The 18682-nt window shown below is 37.5% G+C and carries 23 protein-coding genes; 6 read left to right on the forward strand and 17 right to left on the reverse strand.

Annotated features, from left to right (window positions below):
* Positions 1-89: 89 nt before the first annotated feature.
* Positions 90-635 (reverse strand): RNA 2',3'-cyclic phosphodiesterase, encoded by a 546-nt coding sequence (thpR, locus tag ACTT1L_RS10150; RefSeq protein ID WP_000418993.1) that lies wholly within the window; start codon positions 633-635, stop codon positions 90-92.
* Between the two features lie 219 nt (positions 636-854).
* On the reverse strand, positions 855-2261 hold the full coding sequence (gene pepV, locus ACTT1L_RS10155) for a dipeptidase PepV (protein WP_086707813.1): 1407 nt from the start codon (positions 2259-2261) through the stop codon (positions 855-857).
* A 357-nt stretch (positions 2262-2618) separates the two neighbouring features.
* On the opposite strand from pepV, the gene ACTT1L_RS10160 reads away from it, so the two are divergent.
* Entirely contained in the window at positions 2619-2840 is a 222-nt protein-coding gene (locus ACTT1L_RS10160) for a DeoR family transcriptional regulator (RefSeq protein ID WP_000805512.1), read from the forward strand.
* 81 nt (positions 2841-2921) lie between these two features.
* Here the strand turns inward: ACTT1L_RS10160 and ACTT1L_RS10165 are convergent, their stop codons facing one another.
* Positions 2922-3650: a pseudouridine synthase gene (locus ACTT1L_RS10165; protein ID WP_001234931.1), complete on the reverse strand. Its 729-nt coding sequence runs from the start codon at positions 3648-3650 to the stop codon at positions 2922-2924.
* 41 nt (positions 3651-3691) lie between these two features.
* A complete protein-coding gene (locus tag ACTT1L_RS10170; RefSeq protein ID WP_071743047.1) occupies positions 3692-5344 on the reverse strand; it encodes a putative polysaccharide biosynthesis protein in 1653 nt (550 codons plus the stop codon).
* Positions 5345-5598: 254 nt separating this feature from the next.
* Here ACTT1L_RS10170 and ACTT1L_RS10175 point away from each other — a divergent pair, with 254 nt between their 5' ends.
* A complete protein-coding gene (locus ACTT1L_RS10175; protein WP_000558878.1) occupies positions 5599-6870 on the forward strand; it encodes an NAD(P)/FAD-dependent oxidoreductase in 1272 nt (423 codons plus the stop codon).
* Between the two features lie 284 nt (positions 6871-7154).
* Complete coding sequence (locus ACTT1L_RS10180) at positions 7155-8591, forward strand: MDR family MFS transporter (protein ID WP_001228033.1); 1437 nt, start codon at positions 7155-7157, stop codon at positions 8589-8591.
* A gap of 31 nt (positions 8592-8622) precedes the next feature.
* On the opposite strand, the gene ACTT1L_RS10185 is transcribed toward ACTT1L_RS10180, so the two are convergent.
* A complete protein-coding gene (locus tag ACTT1L_RS10185) occupies positions 8623-8946 on the reverse strand; it encodes an ArsR/SmtB family transcription factor (protein ID WP_000098837.1) in 324 nt (107 codons plus the stop codon).
* Complete coding sequence (locus ACTT1L_RS10190; protein ID WP_442821893.1) at positions 8947-9378, reverse strand: SRPBCC family protein; 432 nt, start codon at positions 9376-9378, stop codon at positions 8947-8949.
* A 424-nt stretch (positions 9379-9802) separates the two neighbouring features.
* On the opposite strand from ACTT1L_RS10190, the gene ACTT1L_RS10195 reads away from it, so the two are divergent.
* A complete protein-coding gene (locus ACTT1L_RS10195) occupies positions 9803-10030 on the forward strand; it encodes a DUF3973 domain-containing protein (protein ID WP_000498984.1) in 228 nt (75 codons plus the stop codon).
* A gap of 33 nt (positions 10031-10063) precedes the next feature.
* On the opposite strand, the gene ACTT1L_RS10200 is transcribed toward ACTT1L_RS10195, so the two are convergent.
* Complete coding sequence (locus ACTT1L_RS10200; RefSeq protein ID WP_000621751.1) at positions 10064-10246, reverse strand: sporulation protein Cse60; 183 nt, start codon at positions 10244-10246, stop codon at positions 10064-10066.
* 1 nt (position 10247) lies between these two features.
* Positions 10248-10484, reverse strand: a complete 237-nt coding sequence (locus tag ACTT1L_RS10205) for a DUF2553 family protein (RefSeq protein WP_000533800.1) — start codon at positions 10482-10484, stop codon at positions 10248-10250.
* A gap of 255 nt (positions 10485-10739) precedes the next feature.
* On the opposite strand from ACTT1L_RS10205, the gene ACTT1L_RS10210 reads away from it, so the two are divergent.
* The gene (locus ACTT1L_RS10210; RefSeq protein ID WP_001998466.1) at positions 10740-11234 is read left to right on the forward strand and encodes a CarD family transcriptional regulator; all 495 of its coding nucleotides are present in this window, start codon (positions 10740-10742) and stop codon (positions 11232-11234) included.
* Positions 11235-11306: 72 nt separating this feature from the next.
* Here ACTT1L_RS10210 and ACTT1L_RS10215 read toward each other — a convergent pair whose 3' ends face one another.
* The 7 genes from ACTT1L_RS10215 to moeA all read right to left on the reverse strand — a co-directional run bounded on the left by ACTT1L_RS10215 (position 11307) and on the right by moeA (position 15984).
* Entirely contained in the window at positions 11307-12092 is a 786-nt protein-coding gene (locus tag ACTT1L_RS10215; RefSeq protein ID WP_061185362.1) for a glucose 1-dehydrogenase, read from the reverse strand.
* A gap of 13 nt (positions 12093-12105) precedes the next feature.
* Complete coding sequence (gene glcU / locus ACTT1L_RS10220; RefSeq protein WP_071743045.1) at positions 12106-12963, reverse strand: glucose uptake protein GlcU; 858 nt, start codon at positions 12961-12963, stop codon at positions 12106-12108.
* 36 nt (positions 12964-12999) lie between these two features.
* A complete protein-coding gene (locus ACTT1L_RS10225; RefSeq protein ID WP_000732111.1) occupies positions 13000-13419 on the reverse strand; it encodes a DUF3888 domain-containing protein in 420 nt (139 codons plus the stop codon).
* A 93-nt stretch (positions 13420-13512) separates the two neighbouring features.
* Positions 13513-13746 (reverse strand): molybdopterin converting factor subunit 1, encoded by a 234-nt coding sequence (gene moaD / locus ACTT1L_RS10230; RefSeq protein ID WP_000621789.1) that lies wholly within the window; start codon positions 13744-13746, stop codon positions 13513-13515.
* A gap of 2 nt (positions 13747-13748) precedes the next feature.
* On the reverse strand, positions 13749-14213 hold the full coding sequence (gene moaE, locus ACTT1L_RS10235) for a molybdopterin synthase catalytic subunit MoaE (protein ID WP_000799835.1): 465 nt from the start codon (positions 14211-14213) through the stop codon (positions 13749-13751).
* Positions 14210-14725 carry a molybdopterin-guanine dinucleotide biosynthesis protein B gene (gene mobB / locus ACTT1L_RS10240; RefSeq protein ID WP_000513637.1) on the reverse strand — a complete coding sequence of 172 codons (516 nt, stop codon included), beginning with the start codon at positions 14723-14725 and terminating at the stop codon, positions 14210-14212. Before mobB ends, moaE begins: the two co-directional genes overlap by 4 nt.
* Positions 14695-15984 (reverse strand): molybdopterin molybdotransferase MoeA, encoded by a 1290-nt coding sequence (gene moeA / locus ACTT1L_RS10245; RefSeq protein WP_061536623.1) that lies wholly within the window; start codon positions 15982-15984, stop codon positions 14695-14697. The genes mobB and moeA overlap by 31 nt, the downstream gene beginning before the upstream one ends.
* An 83-nt stretch (positions 15985-16067) precedes the next feature.
* On the opposite strand from moeA, the gene moaC reads away from it, so the two are divergent.
* Positions 16068-16553 (forward strand): cyclic pyranopterin monophosphate synthase MoaC, encoded by a 486-nt coding sequence (gene moaC / locus ACTT1L_RS10250; protein WP_000094141.1) that lies wholly within the window; start codon positions 16068-16070, stop codon positions 16551-16553.
* Positions 16554-16591: 38 nt separating this feature from the next.
* Here moaC and ACTT1L_RS10255 read toward each other — a convergent pair whose 3' ends face one another.
* Positions 16592-17605, reverse strand: coding sequence for a molybdopterin-synthase adenylyltransferase MoeB (locus ACTT1L_RS10255; RefSeq protein ID WP_001158102.1), 1014 nt, complete (start codon positions 17603-17605; stop codon positions 16592-16594).
* Positions 17606-17621: 16 nt separating this feature from the next.
* Positions 17622-18635: a GTP 3',8-cyclase MoaA gene (moaA, locus tag ACTT1L_RS10260; protein ID WP_001157135.1), complete on the reverse strand. Its 1014-nt coding sequence runs from the start codon at positions 18633-18635 to the stop codon at positions 17622-17624.
* Positions 18636-18682 lie beyond the last annotated feature (47 nt).

Here is an 18682-nt window from a genome sequence, read left to right on the forward strand (position 1 = left end):
ATAAGGCTTTTCTTATCAGCGAAGCCCTATACAGTAACACATTGTTCTTTATAGTATATTCACCTGTATAAAAAACGTTTTCATACATTCTATTTTTGTAATTTTATTTCAGCAATTGCTTTATATTTCGGTGTCTCCTTTACGTGAGATTCGTATAAAGTAATCGTATCCGCTTGAAATGATATTTCAGGCACTTCCTTTATATGTTCTAAATTAAACTTTTCTTCTCCTACCCATTTACGTGCAACAGTAATATGCGGATGATATGGGCGTGTTTCTAAAGAAAATCCATTCTCTTCACACATAACATGTACTCGCTTTTGCAATTGAAACAAATCTTGATTTCCTCTTACCTTTGCCCAAAAAATACGCGGCCTGTCTTCCATACCAAACGTTGAAAATCCTTGTAATGTGAACGATAGTTCTTTCATTTGTATAAGTGTTTGTAATCCATTCTTTATTCCTTCTAATTGTTCCTCTGTCGCACTACCTAAAAACGAAAGGGTAACATGATAGTCTTCTTTATGTACCCATGAACGAAATGGTAATTCCTCTTGCATTTCCTCTTTATAGTTAGACAGCATTTCTTTTATATGATTTGGTAACGTAATCGCGACAAAATAATGCAGTTCCATGTACATCTTCTCCTTCTTTCTATTGTTGCTTTTCTTTCTTATCTCATTCCATTAAAAAGAATCCAACTTCCCTACAAGTCTAACCAAGTTCAGGTCGCGTTAATAGATGAAATGATATCGACATTTCGACAAGGAACATCTGCTTACCAACAAACGACACGTAATAGAAAACCGTCCCAAAGAATGTATCGGGACGGTCTTTTATTATTTATATATCCATTACTTCGCTAATTCATAAATTGCTTGCGCGTAAATTGCTGTTGCTTTTAATAAGTCTTCAATTTCAATATACTCATCTTTTTGATGCGCAAGTTCTTCTTTTCCAGGGAACAATGGGCCAAATGCAACACCAGCTTTTAACGAACGAGCGTAAGTACCACCGCCAATTGCTAATAGTTCTGCTTTTTCACCTGTTTGTTCTTCATATACGCGCTGCAACGTACGAATTAATACGTGGTCTTTATCAACGTGATGCGGACGAGAGTTTGAATAATCAGCTACTTCAAATCCATGAGTACCCACATATTCTTTTAACTTTGCAATCATTTCTTCAAAGTTAGTCGTAACTGGGTAACGTACGTTTAATCCTAAATTGCCACCATTTTCTTTCGTATAAGAAAGGCGACCAACATTCACTGTTAACGGACCACTAACCTCATCTTTATAAGCGATAGTAGCCTTTTCACCATAAATATCACCAATAAATGTTGCTGCTACAAATGTCGCAAACGATTCCCCTTTTCCATCAAGAGCAACTTTCGTTAAGAAGTTTGCCAGTAATAAACCTGCATTTTCTCCTTTTTCAGGAGTAGATCCGTGAGCTGAAACCCCTTTAATTTGCAACGTTACTGTATTACCTTCTACAATTGCTTCACCTATTTTTTTAGCAGTTTGTAAATACTCTTCATATGCTACTGTAAGTGCACTTACATCCTCTCCTGTAACAACCGCTTCTGCAAAATCAGGAACCATATTTAAACGGCGACCTGACTCAAATGAAACAAGTTCATATGTACCTTTCTTCTCTTCACTACCATTTTGCACAACTTGTATATCAGAAATTCCTTTTTCTGCATTAATAATTGGAAAGTCCGCGTCTGGCGCAAAACCGATTGTTGGCATTTCTTCGTTTTTAAAGTAGTGATCTACACATTTCCAATTGCTTTCCTCATCTGTTCCTAAAATCATACGAACACGTTTTGAAAGAGGTAAACCTAATTCTTTCACAATTTTCATCGCATAATAAGCTGCCATCGTTGGGCCTTTATCGTCAATTGCACCACGTGCAAAAATCTTTCCATCACGAATATCTGCACTATATGCAGGAGTCGTCCAGCCATCGCCTTCTGGTACAACGTCAACGTGACAAAGAATACCTACTAATTCTTCTCCTTGTCCCATTTCAAGATGACCTGCATACCCTTCTAAATTTTTAGAAGTAAAGCCTTCCGTTTCTCCTTTATGTAACATGAAAGATAAAGCTTTTTCTACACCTTCACCGAATGGTGCGCCCTCTTTCGCCGACTCTTCTTCCCATACACTTTTAATTTGTAAAAATTGTTGTGTATCACGAATTAAATCATCTTTTCGTTTTGCAACTTCTTCTTTCCAATTAATTGCTGACATCACGCATCCATCCTTCACTATATTGTTTCTTTCATCATAACAAACCGAAATCTCTTATGCCATATACGAAAACCAAATACCGAACAATTGTAATATTTCAGATATTTCTTATTAGTTTTTCTTTTATTTTTTCAAAAAAATTTGCAGGAATTTGGCGTTTTACGTAGAATTTTATGTGTTAGTTGACTGACCATATATACAATGTCAACTACCAATATTTTTCTATATGAATATTTGTTAAATTTCTGTAAAATTTAAGTAGATTAAAGCATGAATTTTATCATGTAGAGTACAATGGTAGTAACGACCTTCTTTCCTGAATGGGGTCAAAAAAACTAGTAGAGGAGTGGTTTTCTCTTGAAACCTACAACTACTCGTATGCTAACACGCATTAAATCAATTTATATGTACATCAATGAAAACGGAACGGTAACGACGAAAGACCTTGTAGATGAGTTCGGGATCACACCGCGAACGATACAACGTGATCTAAATGTGTTGCAGTTTAATGAACTCGTGTATAGCCCTTGCCGCGGTAAGTGGACAACAACAGGAAAGAAAGTGAGAATGACCTCATAACGAAAAATAATTGTATGTAAATAAATACATACCCCTTTCTAACTCATTAGAAAGGGGTCTTTTCTGCGCCTAAAAATAGCACTATTTCTCAGTATCTACTTGATATGTTTTTAACATCTCTACTTCTTCATCTGTTAGCTCTCGGTATTGTCCAAGTTCTAGCTCTTCATCTAACACTAACGGCCCCATCTCTGTTCTCTTTAAGTAGACTACTTTTTTCCCTACCGCTTCAAACATACGCTTCACTTGATGGAACTTTCCTTCTGTAATGACAAGCTCGATTTCAGAAATATCATCGCTTTTTAATATTGTAAGTGCACCTGGCTTTGTTTCATAGCCATCATCTAAAATAACACCTTTAGCAAACTCTTTTACATCCTCTTCCGTTACTACTCCTGCAACGTGTGCATAATATTTTTTCGGCACATGCTTTTTCGGAGATAACAATTGATGTGATAACTTCCCGTCATTTGTTATTAATAAGAAACCTTCTGTATCAATATCAAGTCTTCCCACTGGGAACGGATTAAAAATCGCATCTTCTAACTCTAATAAATCTATTACTGTTTCATGATTATCATCTTCTGTAGCTGAAATAACGCCTTGTGGTTTATGCATCATTAAGTAGACAAACTCTTTATATTCCACGACTTCACCGTGAATCATAACTTCTTGTTCTTCTACATTTACATGAACCTTTGCATCTTTCACCGGTATTCCATCAATTTTCACAACGCCGTCTTTCAATAATTTCTTTACTTCTTTTCTACTTCCATATCCCATATTTGCTAATAATTTATCTAATCTCACGTTTTTCACCTTCTTTATTTATCATAGAAAAGGGGACGTAATTACGCCCCTTTTGATTTCAACTTTATTTTAAATCTATTGCCAAGTTTACGCTGGATTTTCTCTAACGCTTCTCCGCCGAATACTCTTTCAAGTACTCCTGTGCGAATTGCTAACAATCCGTAAACGAGACCGCCAAGACCTGCACAAATCGCAACTGTAATAAGAGCGCCAACTCGGCCATCCGGCGAAATCATGAAGGATAGAACCCATTGTGATAGTTTTACGACCACAACCATTACAAATGTTAATACTGCAATTTGGAACGTTCTCTTATATACAACACCGAATGAATAGTGTGCGTATTTTTTAATTTGTTGATTTGTGTACCAAACAGAAGCTAAGAAACCAACAGCTGTTGCTAGAATCGCCCCTACTGTACCGAAATAACGAATAAAGATTACGTTACATACAAATTTCAAAATAACACCCATTATAAGTGCGATAATCGCATGCTTTTGTTGGTTAATACCTTGCAGAATTGCCGCTGTTACTGTAAATAAAGCAAATAACAACGCAACCGGTGCATACCACATTAATACTTGTCCACCTAATGGATCTGAATCGTAAAATGCAGTATAAATCGGATAGGCAAGTGATGAAATACCGACAACTGCTGGCAATGTTAAGAACATATTTGCCTGGAATGTTTGTGTAATTTGTAACTTTAAATAACGGTATTGCTTTTCAGTAAATGATTTTGTAATCGCTGGTACGAGCGTTAAACTAAACGCTGTCGCAAGTGATACAGGAATCATAATTAATTTATGCGTCCACATTGTGAAAATACCGAGCGCTCGCTCTGCAATATCACCTTGGCCAATCGCTTGCATAATTGAGTTAAATGTCAATGTATCAATTTGTTGATATAAAGGAATTGTTAACCCAATTACAACGTAAGGAATCGCATATGCAAATAATTCTTTAAATAATTGAACAGTACTCACTGTCGATTCTGGTACAGTTTGTTCAATTAAATATTGATCCAAATGTTTTTTACGTTTTAGCCAGTACCAAATGAGTACACCGAGCGCTCCAACTGCTGAAACGAATGCAGCAAATGTCGCTACCCCAACTGCTGTTGCAACTGTACCACCAAGTACTTTAATAACGATAAAACTACCCGCTAATAAAAAGACGATACGAATAATTTGTTCAATAATTTGCGAAACAGTAGTTGGTCCCATCGATTGGTGACCTTGGAAATAACCACGAATTAAACTCGCTGCCGGCACAACAATAAGCGCAAAACTTACAAGACGAATAATCGTCGTAACTTCTCCTATATTACTGTGTACACTTTGTTTACCAAGCATTGCTTCTGCAAACAACGGCGCCGTCATGTACAGTACTAGGAATGAAAGAACTCCTGTTACTATCATCATAACCATTCCCGAGCGGAACATTCTCCGGCTCGTTTTATAATCGCCAAGCGCATTATATTTGGAAACGAATTTTGAAACAGCAAGCGGCACCCCTGCCGTTGCAATACTTAAAAAGATCGTATATGGAATGTATCCATATGTATAGAGCGTTCCGCCTTCTGTCCCTACTAATGCATGAAACGGAAAGACGTAAATCATGCCTAAGAACTTCACTAAAAATGTCCCTAACGTAACGATAAGCGTTCCGCGCAGAAATTTCGAATCGGACATACAAAAATCCTCCTACATCTACATAAAGTGAAACTATAATAAATTGAACTATTCGAGCATTCGAGAACTATTAGACTTCCCCTAACTCTTAAGGTTTTAGTCCTATGGCCCACAAATAGCAGGATAGTGCTGAACTCTAACTTTTGTATTGTACCACAATTCTCTCCTTAAGCAGTACTTCACTCTATTTTTCTTTTAAGGGAAAACATGCTATTCTTTTAGGCAGGAAATGTAGAAAATGAGGTCGATATATTATGCATTATGATGTTATTGTCATCGGCGGTGGGCCTTCTGGGCTAATGGCTGCAATCGGTGCTGCAGAAGAAGGCGCAAGCGTCTTACTTCTTGATAAAGGAAATAAACTAGGGCGTAAACTTGCGATTTCTGGTGGCGGCCGCTGTAACGTAACGAACCGTCTACCACTTGATGAGATCGTTAAACATATACCAGGAAATGGCCGCTTCTTATACAGCGCTTTTTCTATTTTTAATAATGAAGATATTATTACATTCTTCGAAAATCTCGGTGTAAAACTGAAAGAAGAGGATCATGGCCGCATGTTCCCTGTTTCAAATAAAGCCCAATCGGTAGTAGACGCACTTTTAACACGATTAAAAGATTTAGGTGTAAAGATCCGCACGAATACACCTGTTGAAACGATTGAATATGAAAATGGTCAAACGAAAGCAGTCGTACTAAAGACTGGCGAAGTGCTAGAAACAAATCACGTCGTTATCGCTGTTGGCGGAAAATCTGTTCCTCAAACTGGTTCTACTGGAGACGGATATGCTTGGGCAGAAAAAGCTGGTCATACAATTACAGAATTATTCCCAACAGAAGTACCAATCCTGTCAAACGAACCATTTATTCGAGACCGTTCACTACAAGGCCTCGCTTTACGAGATGTAAACTTAAGCGTATTAAACCCGAAAGGAAAGGCTATCATTTCTCACAAAATGGACATGCTCTTCACCCATTTCGGCCTATCTGGTCCTGCTGCCCTTCGCTGTAGTCAATTCGTTGTAAAAGCACTGAAAAAGTTCAAAACGAATACAGTGCAAATGAGCATCGATGCATTGCCAGAAGAAAATAGTGAACAACTATTCCAGCGCATGCTGAAACAAATGAAGGAAGATCCGAAAAAAGGAATTAAAAACGTGTTAAAAGGTTATGTTCCTGAACGTTACTTCCTATTCTTATTAGAAAAAAATGAAATTGATGGCAGCGAGCAAGCTGGACAAGTTTCTCACGAGAAGATTCGTGCACTTGTGAAAGACTTTAAAGAATTTACTGTAAATGTAAATGGTACGCAGTCAATTGAAAAAGCATTCGTTACTGGCGGCGGTGTATCCGTTAAAGAAATTAACCCGAAAGAAATGTCGTCTAAATTCACGAACGGCTTATATTTCTGCGGGGAAGTTCTTGATATTCACGGTTATACTGGTGGCTATAACATTACATCTGCTCTCGTTACTGGTAGAATTGCCGGAACAACAGCTGGAGAAAATGCAAAAATGCAATATTAAACTGAGAAACAGGGATTCCTGTTTCTTTTTTTATAGGTACATGAAATTATATCGGCGATTCTGTAAATATATCAGCGATTCTGCTACTTATATCGGCGATTTTCCAAATATATCAGCGATTCTGCTACTTATATCGGCGATTTTTCAAATATATCGACTTACCGACAAAAAACGACAAATATCCCCTCCCCTTAACTTTCCATTGCTTTTTTGTTGCTTTATTTACCTTAGTACCTTTATATTTTATATTGTTGAATATTTGAAAAAGGGTAAGGGGAAAACATATGAGAAAAAAAGTCATGATGTCTTTAATGCTAATGACGTTTCTTTCTGCTGTAGAAGGAACGATTGTTAGTACAGCGATCCCTCGTATAACGAGTGATTTATCCGGCGTTGAACTTGTTAGCTGGGTTTACGCAATTTACATGCTTGCCACAGCGGTTTCAACTCCAATATACGGAAAGCTAGCTGATTTATTTGGCCGTAAAAAAGTTTTACTTATTGGAGCTACAATCTTTTTAGTCGGTTCTGCACTTTGCGGTGTCGTTACATCGATGGAACAACTTATCGTCTTTCGTGCCCTTCAAGGTTTAGGTGCTGGTGCTGTCATGCCAATTACTATGACAATCATTGGTGACTTATATGACGAAGCGAAAGACCGCGCAAAAGCACAAGGATGGATAAGTGCTGTTTGGGGCGTCTCAGGTGTTATCGGGCCATTAGTAGGTGGATTTTTAGTTGATTCTCTATCTTGGCGCTACATCTTCTTCTTAAACGTTCCATTTGGAATTATCGCTTGCTTAATGATTGCCATTTACTACAAAGAATCTATTAAGCCTGCTAAGCACCATATCGACTATCTTGGTGCAACAGTATTCTCACTAAGTACGATTGCTCTACTATACGCATTATTAACAGGTAGCAGTAAGCAAAACTGGGGAGATATAACAATTATCGGCCTATTAATCTTCGCCGTCGTTTCATTCATTATTTTCTTATTCATCGAGAAAAAATCTCCGGAACCATTAATTCCGCTAGCACTTTTCTCTAACCGTACATTATCTACGATTAATATATTAACGCTTATCGCTGGCGCAATGATTATTAGTATTACAATGTACCTTCCAATTTGGAGCCAAGGTGTATTAGGAAAAAATGCAACAGAAGCCGGACTTATTTTAATGCCAATCCCTGTTATGTGGACATTTGGAGCTATTTTCTCTGGTAACTTAGTAGGAAAATTAAAAACGAAACAAATCATTTTACTTGGGGCTAGCATTTTATCAGTCGCTACGTTCTTATTATTTACATTATCAACACATTCACCATCGTTCCTTATTTATGTGGCAGTCGGATTATTCGGCTTAGGAATGGGGCTTGTGACACCGATTTACATGGTAACAATTCAAGCAGCCGTACCAGCTCATACACGTGGAACAGCCGTTGGTTTAAACACATTTATTAATACATTTAGCCAAACGTTAGGTGCGGCAATATTCGGTACAATCTTCAATACGATGATTCACGCACGTGGTATTAAAAACCTTGATCTTGTATCTGGCGGACATGGAGGTACTACAACAAACGTAGTAACCGAATCGCAATCCGCATTAGCATCAAGTGTACACGTCATTTATATGAGTACTTTTGTATTGGCAGTATGTACATTAATTATCGCTTGGCTTTTATTAAAGCCCGCTACACAAACGAGTGAGCAATAAGAAAGAGGATGACCAAAATGGTCATCCTCTTTTACTCTTCATTCTCCACAATATGTTTCAGCATGGACAATTTATTATCCCAAAAACGTTCATAATACGAGAGCCACTGTTGTAATTCCTCTAATGGTTCTGGATGCAAGCGATATATTTTCTCTCTTCCGCTTTTTCTTCCACTTACTAAATTCGCTTCTGAAAGAATATGAAGGTGCTTTACAACCGCAGTACGACTCATCGGAAAATGATCCGTTATTTTGGAAATCGGTAACTCTTTATCACTTAATAACCGTATTACTTCTCGGCGGGTTGGATCAGCAATTGCTTGAAACACATCATATTTCGCTGCTGATGAGGACACTTAGTCTTCGACAACCTTTTTCAGTTTTTCATTTACAATCGCTACCCAGCCTCCGCTCATTCTGTCGCGAATAATAGAGCTCTTCGCATTCGCTTTCGGAAGAATTTCATCAGGGTGTTTCCAGCCGCCGTGAATTAACGTAAATTCTGTTTTATTATCTCCTAGGTCTTTCAGATGAAATGAAACAACCCAGCCATCTGTATCCCATGAAAAAGATAGATGATTTGGCTCATCGATTTCTAATACTTTACATGGTGATGGTCCAAATGGTGATTGTACATGAAATTCATGTCCTACCTCTAATACGAAATCATTTGGCATAAACCATGAGGCAATCCCTTCTGCAGTTGATACTACATTCCACACCTTTTGAATAGACGCGTTAAAAACGATCGTTTGTTTAATGTCAGTTAATGTATGTTGTTGTTCCATTTCCATTCTCCTTTATTCGGCATTCAAATATAACACCTTTTGGTTACACTTCGATAATATAACACCTTTTAGTTTCATGTCAACGCTAACTCTTTTTTACTGTTGAGAAATTCTCAACATTTTTTCAACAGGACAAACACCCTCCGAACATTTCCTCATAATATACTCACAAAGGCAACAAAAAATAAAAACTTCTCTCAACATGAAACTCCATCATTCATCTTGGAAGAAGCGCCTTACGTATATCATGCGTATTTCGTCTCTCCTCCTTCCCTCAGGGACACTACGCGAGATATGAAAAATCAGAAGGAATATGCCCACCATTTGAGTAGGTAGTTATTTCTCTTCTCCTCAACATTTCCTTAGGAGCGAAATGACTACCTACTCACTTTTTTCAAACAAAAATAAAAAGGGGTTGAACGCTATGTTCTATTGCATTAACTGCTCTGATATTCACCATGAAAAACATCCGAATGATAAAGTATTCAAAAACGGTTTTTATATTGATCCATTTTTAGGTGATCGTTATCACCTTGGTATGTGTAAAGATGCCCAAAATCATGAGACAGGGGAGCCTCTTTTAACGACAAAGAAATTAGGCGCAACCCAATCTATTATGAACGTATTACCGACACATGTTGTCCCAACATAAAGCATAAAAAAGAGCTGGCTCATCCAGCTCTTTTTATGCTTTATAAACGATCATTGCTGAAAAACAATAAATTTGGTTTTCGTCATCGTTAATAGAAACACCGACTTGGTACTTAATGTCTACAAAGTTACTATCATCAATCTTTTTCAAAAAAACATTTACAGCGTCTTCTAAGTCTTTTTCGTGACTTTCATCAAACACTTTTACACGAATCATGTTAACACCATCCTAGATCGCAGCCCTCCGCCGCTTGATTATTGCCACGGTGCGTATCTATGATGCGATAAAACTTTCCGTCTTCATATATATATCCGTCTTCTAACACATATTGTTTACCTTCAGTATAGACATAAAACTTACCTATCATAAATTTACTCGTATACAATTCCAAATAATCTGGTCTAAATTTAGCTACCACTTTATTTGTAATATCAATTTTTATTGTGCGCCCCACCTTCTCTCCCTCCTTTGCAAAGAACGGATTTAGGTATATTGTATTAGCGATTTTACATTTTATGCTTAAAAATAAGTGGATATGCCTCCTTTCTCCACCTGTACTATTTTTCTAAAAAAATCATCCATAAATAAAAGCAAAAAAAATATATATAAAAAGAGCTTTTACTTATTGACTCAAATATAATTATTATGGTATTATATAAAATTTTACATTTACATTCACTTATGCTATCATTAAAGATGGTTACCACATATGGAGGTGGATGATTTGTTTCAAATTGGTGATAAAATCGTTTATCCAATGAACGGCGCAGGAGTCATCGAAGCCATTGAAGAGAAAGAAATATTAGGAACAATACGTCAATATTGTGTAATACGTATCATTAGTAAGGATATGCAAGTAATGCTTCCGATGGATCAATTACAAAAATCAGGTATTCGTTATATCGTAGATAAAGGTACGTTAGATGATATACTTCTTGAATTTCAAAACGGGGAATCAGATACATCACTTTCCTGGAAACAAAGATATACAATGAATATGGAAAAAATGAAAAACGGCAATCTGCAAGATAGTGCAGAAGTTGTTCGGGATTTACTTCGCCGCAATAAAGAGAGAGCTTTAAATGCGAGCGAAAAACAAATGCTAGATAACGCCCGAAAAATGATGATTAGTGAAGTTGCACTCGTGCAAAATGTTTCTGAACATCAAGCAACAGAATATCTTCAAGATACAATTAATCACTAAATTTAAAATAGCTGGCCGCTATTTTTTTTTGTAAAAAAAGGACGAAGAGTTTTATCTCTTCGTCCTTTTCTATTACCCACGCCCAGCTTGAAACGATGGATATAACGTCATTCCACCATCTGCAAATAGCGTAATGCCCGTTACATAACTCGCCTCTGAAGAAGCGAGCCAAGTTGCTACTGCTGCAATTTCTTCTGGTTTTCCGATGTAGCCCATCGGTATCATACTTTCTACGTCAGCACGTTTTTTAGGATCAGCAAACTTCTCTGCATTGATCGGCGTATTAATTGCACCTGGCCCTATATTATTTACTCGAATACCTTTTGGTGCATATTCTAACGCTAACGTTTCTGTCATCAGTTTAATACCACCCTTACTTGCTGCATAGTGCACAAATAATGGCCACGGAATTTTCTCATGAACACTCGACATATTAATGACAGATCCTTTAATATCATGTTCTACAAAATATTTAATCGCTTCACGGCTTCCTAAAAAAGCACCTGTTAAATTTGTGTTAATTACCCTATTCCAATCTTCAAGCGGCATTTCATGCGATGGTACCGCATTTTCTATCCCTGCATTGTTAATCATAACGTCAAGTGTACCAAACTCTTTCACAGCAGATTGAATGAGATTCGCCACATCTGATTCGACCGTCACATCACCTTTTACAGCAATCGCTTCTCCGCCTACTTGTTTAATTTCTTCTAACACATCATTCGCTTCTGATTCTCGTGAGCGATAGTTAATCACTACTTTTGCTTTCTCCGCAGCAAACCTTACTCCCATCGCCCTTCCAAGACCACTTGCTGATCCTGTAATAACGACAACCTTTCCTTCTAAATCACTATACATTTCCATACCTCCTTTAACTTTTTGCTATACCTAGCATAATTCCGGCTGCGATAATAAAAACGATACCGACAACAATACCCGTTAATTGGCGTTTCGTTTTTCTTTCACCTAATATAAGAATCCCGCCAAGCGTCGAAATAATAATTCCCATTTGCGATAGCGAGAAACTTGTTGCCACTCCAACACGCGGCTGTGAAATGAATAAAAACATATTTCCAGCTGCCCAAATTAATCCTGGAATAATATTTCGTATTGCATATTTATTAAATGGATGATGTTTAAAAGTAAGCAAAATCCCCCCTAACACCATACCAACTGCTTGTGGCAACAAAGCTGACCAACCATCTACTTTAAATAGTCTAATCACTACTACATAAACTAAATAGCCGACTGTTGAAATCAATAAAATGATAATGCCTTTTTTAAAATTCCCCGCTTGCTCTGCACTCTTTTCTTCTTCACTTTGAAGCGATGTTAAAATAACACCGATAATAATACAAACGAGGGCCAAAACACCAAGGACAACTGATATTGTCGTGGACCACTCATGAAATACAATGACTCCAAATAAAGTCGTCGCAACTAATTGAAGTCCTGTTGAAATGGGCATCGTCCTTGAAACGCCCATTAAATCAATACTTTTTAATTGATTCGCCTGACCAAGCGCCCAAAATAAACCTGACACAATACCAACTCCGATAACAGTAGGAGTCAATACTGGTTTCATAAAAATATAAACAACAATCGAGAAAATAAGCGCGCCAAGCGTTGTTCCGAGCGTTTGACTATACGGTCCCCCGCCCAGTTTTACGTTAAATAGCACAATACTTCCCCAAAATATAGCTGGTAAAATCGCTAAAAATATATCCATCGCTCATTACCTTTCTTTACTAAATGTCATAGGTTATCACTCTGAATCAGTAGAGTGAGCTTTTATTTTTTCTTTTTCCCTTTCACAAATCTTTTCTGCAATAGCACCAGAAACATTCTTTTCTCGCTCCACTTTCTTTATCCTTACGTGATCTAAATAATCTTCCAAAGTAAGCGTAACTTTATCATTTGGCGGATTATGTGCTCCTTGAAATGTAAGAAATTGTAGCGTCACTTCATATCTAGGAACGAACTCACCATTCTTGCCGAGACGCTTTATATTGATAACTGAAGCACATTCATATTGGTCTTCTGTCACTTGTCTTATCACAGAATAATATCGATTTAATAATGCACTTTCTAAAAGTTGTTCATTCGATTCTTTTGCCAAAGAATAACTTGGCAAAAAGGAAAAGATAGAACATATCATTGTTAGCATTACACATAATTTTTTCATAACGCCCTCCTTGTTCTATACGTTAGTGTTCTCAAAAACGCCATAAAAAAACGACTTTCCCTATATAGGAAAGTCGTTTTAATGAATCCAATATTAACCACCGCTCACTGGTGGGATTAGTGCAACAACATCACCAGATTGAATTGTATCATCTTCATTTGCATATTCTTCATTAATCGCAACCATAATTGGTTCTGTGACTGGTACATTATATTCTTTTGCAATAACATCTTTTAACTCTGCAACCGTAATACTTTCTTTCTCTATTTGTAATTCACTTCTTCCTGCTTCTTCCTGCAAGTTCGCAAATAACAATACTCGAATCATACTTATAGCTCCTTCCCAGGCTCTCCCGCCGGATATGGCGTTTTTTCTAATTGATCGCCAATCCAAGAGTCTCCATCTTCCCAAAACTCCTTTTTCCAAATTGGAACAATTTGTTTTATGCGTTCCATAATGTATTCATTTGCTTCATAAGCCGCTTTACGATGCGGCGTTGAAACAGCCACAACAACCGCAATATCAGAAATTTGCAGTGTACCGATGCGATGTGTAATCGCAACGTGTGTACCTGGCCACTTCTCTTTCACTTCTGATCCGATTTTCTCTAGCATCTTTTCTGCCATCGTTTTATAAGCGACATATTCTAAGTATAATGTACGACGCCCTTTCGTAAACTCTCTAACCGTTCCAATAAATGTTGTAACAGCACCACATTCGCGGCGAATAACCTTATTCGCTACTTCTTCAATTGAAATTTCTGTATCAATTACTTCATAATACGTATTTTTCATTTCGCACTCCTTACCGTTTGTAAAAACCAGTCTATGTACAATTTTTCTTCTGTTATATGAAATACTTTATATTCTTCTCGTAAGTTTGCAGGAGCATCATACCACGTAATAACTGCTACTATATTTTCTACTTTATGTAAAAGTTCAACGTCTTCCGCAGAACGAAGTAACACCACTTTTGGATAGCTCTCTTTTTTATAGCCCTCAATTAAAATTGTATCCACTTCAAAAAACTCGTATAAACGGATAATTTCTTGCAAGGACCATTCCTCTCTTAATGATGACAATGAAAGTAACCCAGCACCTTCTACACTACTTACGACAGCACCGGCCTTTCTATGCCTTTCACTATCTTTTTGCGCTACTTCTGGAAACCCTCCATGCCCGTGATGTTTAATCGTAGCAACTTTCATTTCGCTTTCAGTTAATACATGTACAATTTTCTCAACAAGTGTTGTTTTCCCGCTATTTTGATACCCTACTATTTGTAAGATTGAAGGGGCTTTGCCCATGGCCAATCACATCCCTCAGCGTGCTCTAACAATAATACAGACACTTTCATCCCTGCCTCAAAGCCTCTCGTTCCTCCAGGCAACACAATAAAAGCATTCGCATCTGCAAGTGAAGATACCGCACTCGATTTATCTAAACCGACCGGCATCGCTTGTAATGCCCCGTCCACAATTGTCACCTTTGCTCTTACAAAACGAGTAAACGGATTCGGCTTTGGAAAATCTTTTTGTAAAATAGCATCTGCTCTATATACGTGAGGTTCTTTCGCATTCAAATATGTTTTTATAACTGGATGCACAAATAGCTCAAATCCTACGTAACAAGCTGACGGATTCCCTGATAAACCGAAAAGTAACTTTCCATCAACTTCAGCTACGGTCGTTACACTTCCTGGTCTCATCGCTATTTTATTGAAGAGTACATTCGCTTGTAATCTTTCATAAATAGCTGGCAAGTAGTCATAATCTCCTACCGACACACCGCCTGTCGTAATTAAAATATCAACTTCATCCATCGCTGATTGAACAGCTGTAAAACATGCACCTAACTCGTCGGCAAGTTGGCCATAATATCGGACTTTACCTCCAGCTTTCATAATTTGAGCAGCAATCATATAAGAGTTACTATTTCTAATTTTCCCCGGTTGTAACGACTCATGTACTTCTAACAATTCACTTCCTGTCGTCACAATACCAACAACAGGCTGTTTTACAACTTTCACAGTACTATATCCAAACGTCGCTAATAAGGCCGCAACACCTGGATTAATTGCAACACCTTTCTGAACGAGAACTTGATTTTGTTTTATATCTTCCCCTTTAAATGACACATTGTCGCCACTATGAAAAGGACGCTTTAACTTCATATATGTTTTTCCGTCCTTCTCAAAACCTTCCGTCAGTTCTAGCATTACGACTGCATTACAATCTGCTGGAATAGCTGCTCCTGTCATAATACGAACCGCCTGAAAAGATCCTACTGTATCTAGAAAAACAGACCCCGCTCCGATTTCTCCTATTACTTCAAACTCAATTGCATTCTCTTGATTTGCTTCTTTCGTATCTTCCGCTCGAATTGCGAAACCATCATAAGGAGAACGATCAAAATGAGGAACGTCATGATCAGAGACAACATCCTCCCCAAGAATTCTCCCGTAACTTTCCGTAATAGAAACTTCTTCTACTTCACCAATTTTCGCATATTCCATTACTCTCTCTACTGCCTCAGCAACTTGAATCGGAATTCGTTTTTCTACCATCGTTTCTCACCCCATATTTGCAATTTTTTTTATCTCGATTAAACTTTATATATTAAATAGAAATTACTTCAAGGAGGAATTCCATGTCTTCATTCACACACTTTAATGACCAAGGACGCGCGAAAATGGTTGATATAAGCGATAAAAAAGCAACCGTTCGAACAGCAATTGCGTGCTCTAGCATTGTCGTTACAAAAGAAATTTACGATAAAATCTCTCATAATGAAATCGGGAAAGGTGACGTATTAGCAGTTGCACAAATCGCTGGTATTATGGCTGCGAAACGCACTTCTGATATTATCCCAATGTGTCATCCTTTATTATTAAAAGGTGTTGACGTTTCTTTCGATTGGAAACAATCTGATGAACAATATCGATTACTGATTGAAGTAAAAGTTAAAACAGAAGGTAGCACCGGTGTTGAAATGGAAGCTTTAACAGCTGCTTCCGCTACTGCCCTTACTGTGTATGATATGTGTAAAGCTGTTGATAAAGGTATGATTATTGGCGAAACGTACTTACTTGAAAAAACAGGTGGAAAAAGTGGAGATTATACGAGAAAGTCTTGATTTTCTCTCTGTTGAACCTAAAGGGTTTCTCTTTAGGTTCAACCTATGTATCTTGTATATAAACGTTTTGCTACATTTATATCATTCGTCCCATGAATAAAAGCTCTGCCATCTGTAAATAAAACAAAACGAAATTCCTCTACCAGAAACGATACTAAATACGGAGTAGCCTTTACATCCACACTTCTTTGTAAGCGCTTTTTAATTTCTTCTAAATTAAATTCATTCCGCACACCTGGACGGATTTGTACTGTATTTCGTCCACATAACACTTCTGTTTTCGTTTGTGCTTCAAATGTTAAACTCGGATATGTACGTAATCTTCCGCAAGATAAACACGTTTCTTTTTTCTGTCTATTCACTTTAAATGCCATCTGTTGATTATTCCAAAGATCAAACGATAACATCGTTTCGCGAAGCGCCCCATAGTCTTCTACTAATATTTTCAACGCTTCTGTTATTTGATGCGCAACTACTAATTGCACCGCCGGCTGTATAATACCAGCCGTATCACATGTTGCTCCGCTTGCTGGATGCTCCATTAAACAGCGGAAACACGGTGTTTTTCCTGGTACAATTGTATACGTTACTCCGTAGCTTCCGACACAACCACCATATATCCATGGAATATTATACTTTTGTGAAATATCATTAATAAGAAGACGCGTTTCAAAATTATCTGTCGCATCTAATATTAAATCTACACCCTTCACTAACTCTTCCATTTCCTGCACTGTTACATCAGTCACAACCGGATTTATTTCCACCTCAGAATTAATCGCTTTTAAATGCTCTGCCGCTGCTACCGCCTTCGGTTTATACTGCTTTGCATCTTCTTCTGTATATAATTGTTGCCTTTGTAAATTACTCCACTCTACATAATCACGATCCGCAATTGTTACTTTTCCAACACCTGCTCTAACAATCGCTTCTGCATTTGCTGCACCAAGAGCTCCCGCACCAATAATAAGCACATGCTTCTCTCTAATTTTTCTCTGTCCTTCTTCTCCAACACCAGAAAATAATATTTGCCTTGAATATCGCTCCTGCATACGATAGCCCCCTTTCTTATCCTCCTATATAAGACATTTCAATTTTCGGACGATTTTTTGCACTTTCTTCTGTCCGTTCATCCGAATACCTATCTTTTCTATTCATCCATACATCTTGTATAACACGTAATAACTCCTCATCTGAAAGATTCCCTCTAAGAAGCTCCCTTAGATCGAGTCCTTCTGTCGCAAATAAGCAAGTATAAAACTTTCCATCTGCTGAAATTCTCGCTCTCGTACAAGAGGAACAAAAGGACTCAGAAACAGAAGTAATAAAACCGACTTCAATATTTGTTCCGACGTAACGATATCTCTTCGCAACTTCACCAAAATAATGCGCTTCAGCTTGCTCAAGCGGATACACGCGATGAATCATCTCAATTAACTCTCGCTTCGTAACGACTTGATCAAAGTTCCATCCATTTGTACTACCAACATCCATAAACTCAATAAACCTAAGCGAGATTCCTTGCTCTTTAAAATACGCAGCCATCGGAAGTACTTGATGATCATTCATCCCTTTTTTCACAACCATATTTACCTTTACATCAAGCCCGGCCTCTTTTGCAGCTATAATTCCCTTTATAACAGGTTTCGTATTAATATTCCGGCCATTAATAGCCTTAAATATATCATCATCTATTGCATCCAAACTAACATTTACTCTATGTAATCCAGCTTCTTTTAATACTTTTGCTTGCTTTGTTAAATGAATTGCATTGGTCGTTAACCCTATATCTAACAGCCCGTCAATTTTCACGAGACGTGCAATAAGTTTTGTTAAATCTTTACGAAGTAGTGGCTCGCCACCAGTAAGTCTAATTTTTCGTACACCAATGCTAACAAATAGTTTTGCCAAACGCTCAATTTCATCAAACGTCAGTAAAAACTCATCTTTCAAAAAAGCATAATCTGGCCCAAACACTTCCGCTGGCATACAATATGTACATCTAAAATTGCAACGATCAATGACAGATATACGCAAATCTTGAAGTGGGCGTCCAAAAAAATCTGTAACCATCTCCTGCATCGCCACCCTCCCTTTCTGCCAAATTTCTTTCTTTTCATTCTATTATA

Source organism: Bacillus sp. FH (genome assembly GCF_052216825.1).
GTDB lineage: Bacteria > Bacillota > Bacilli > Bacillales > Bacillaceae_G > Bacillus_A > Bacillus_A paranthracis.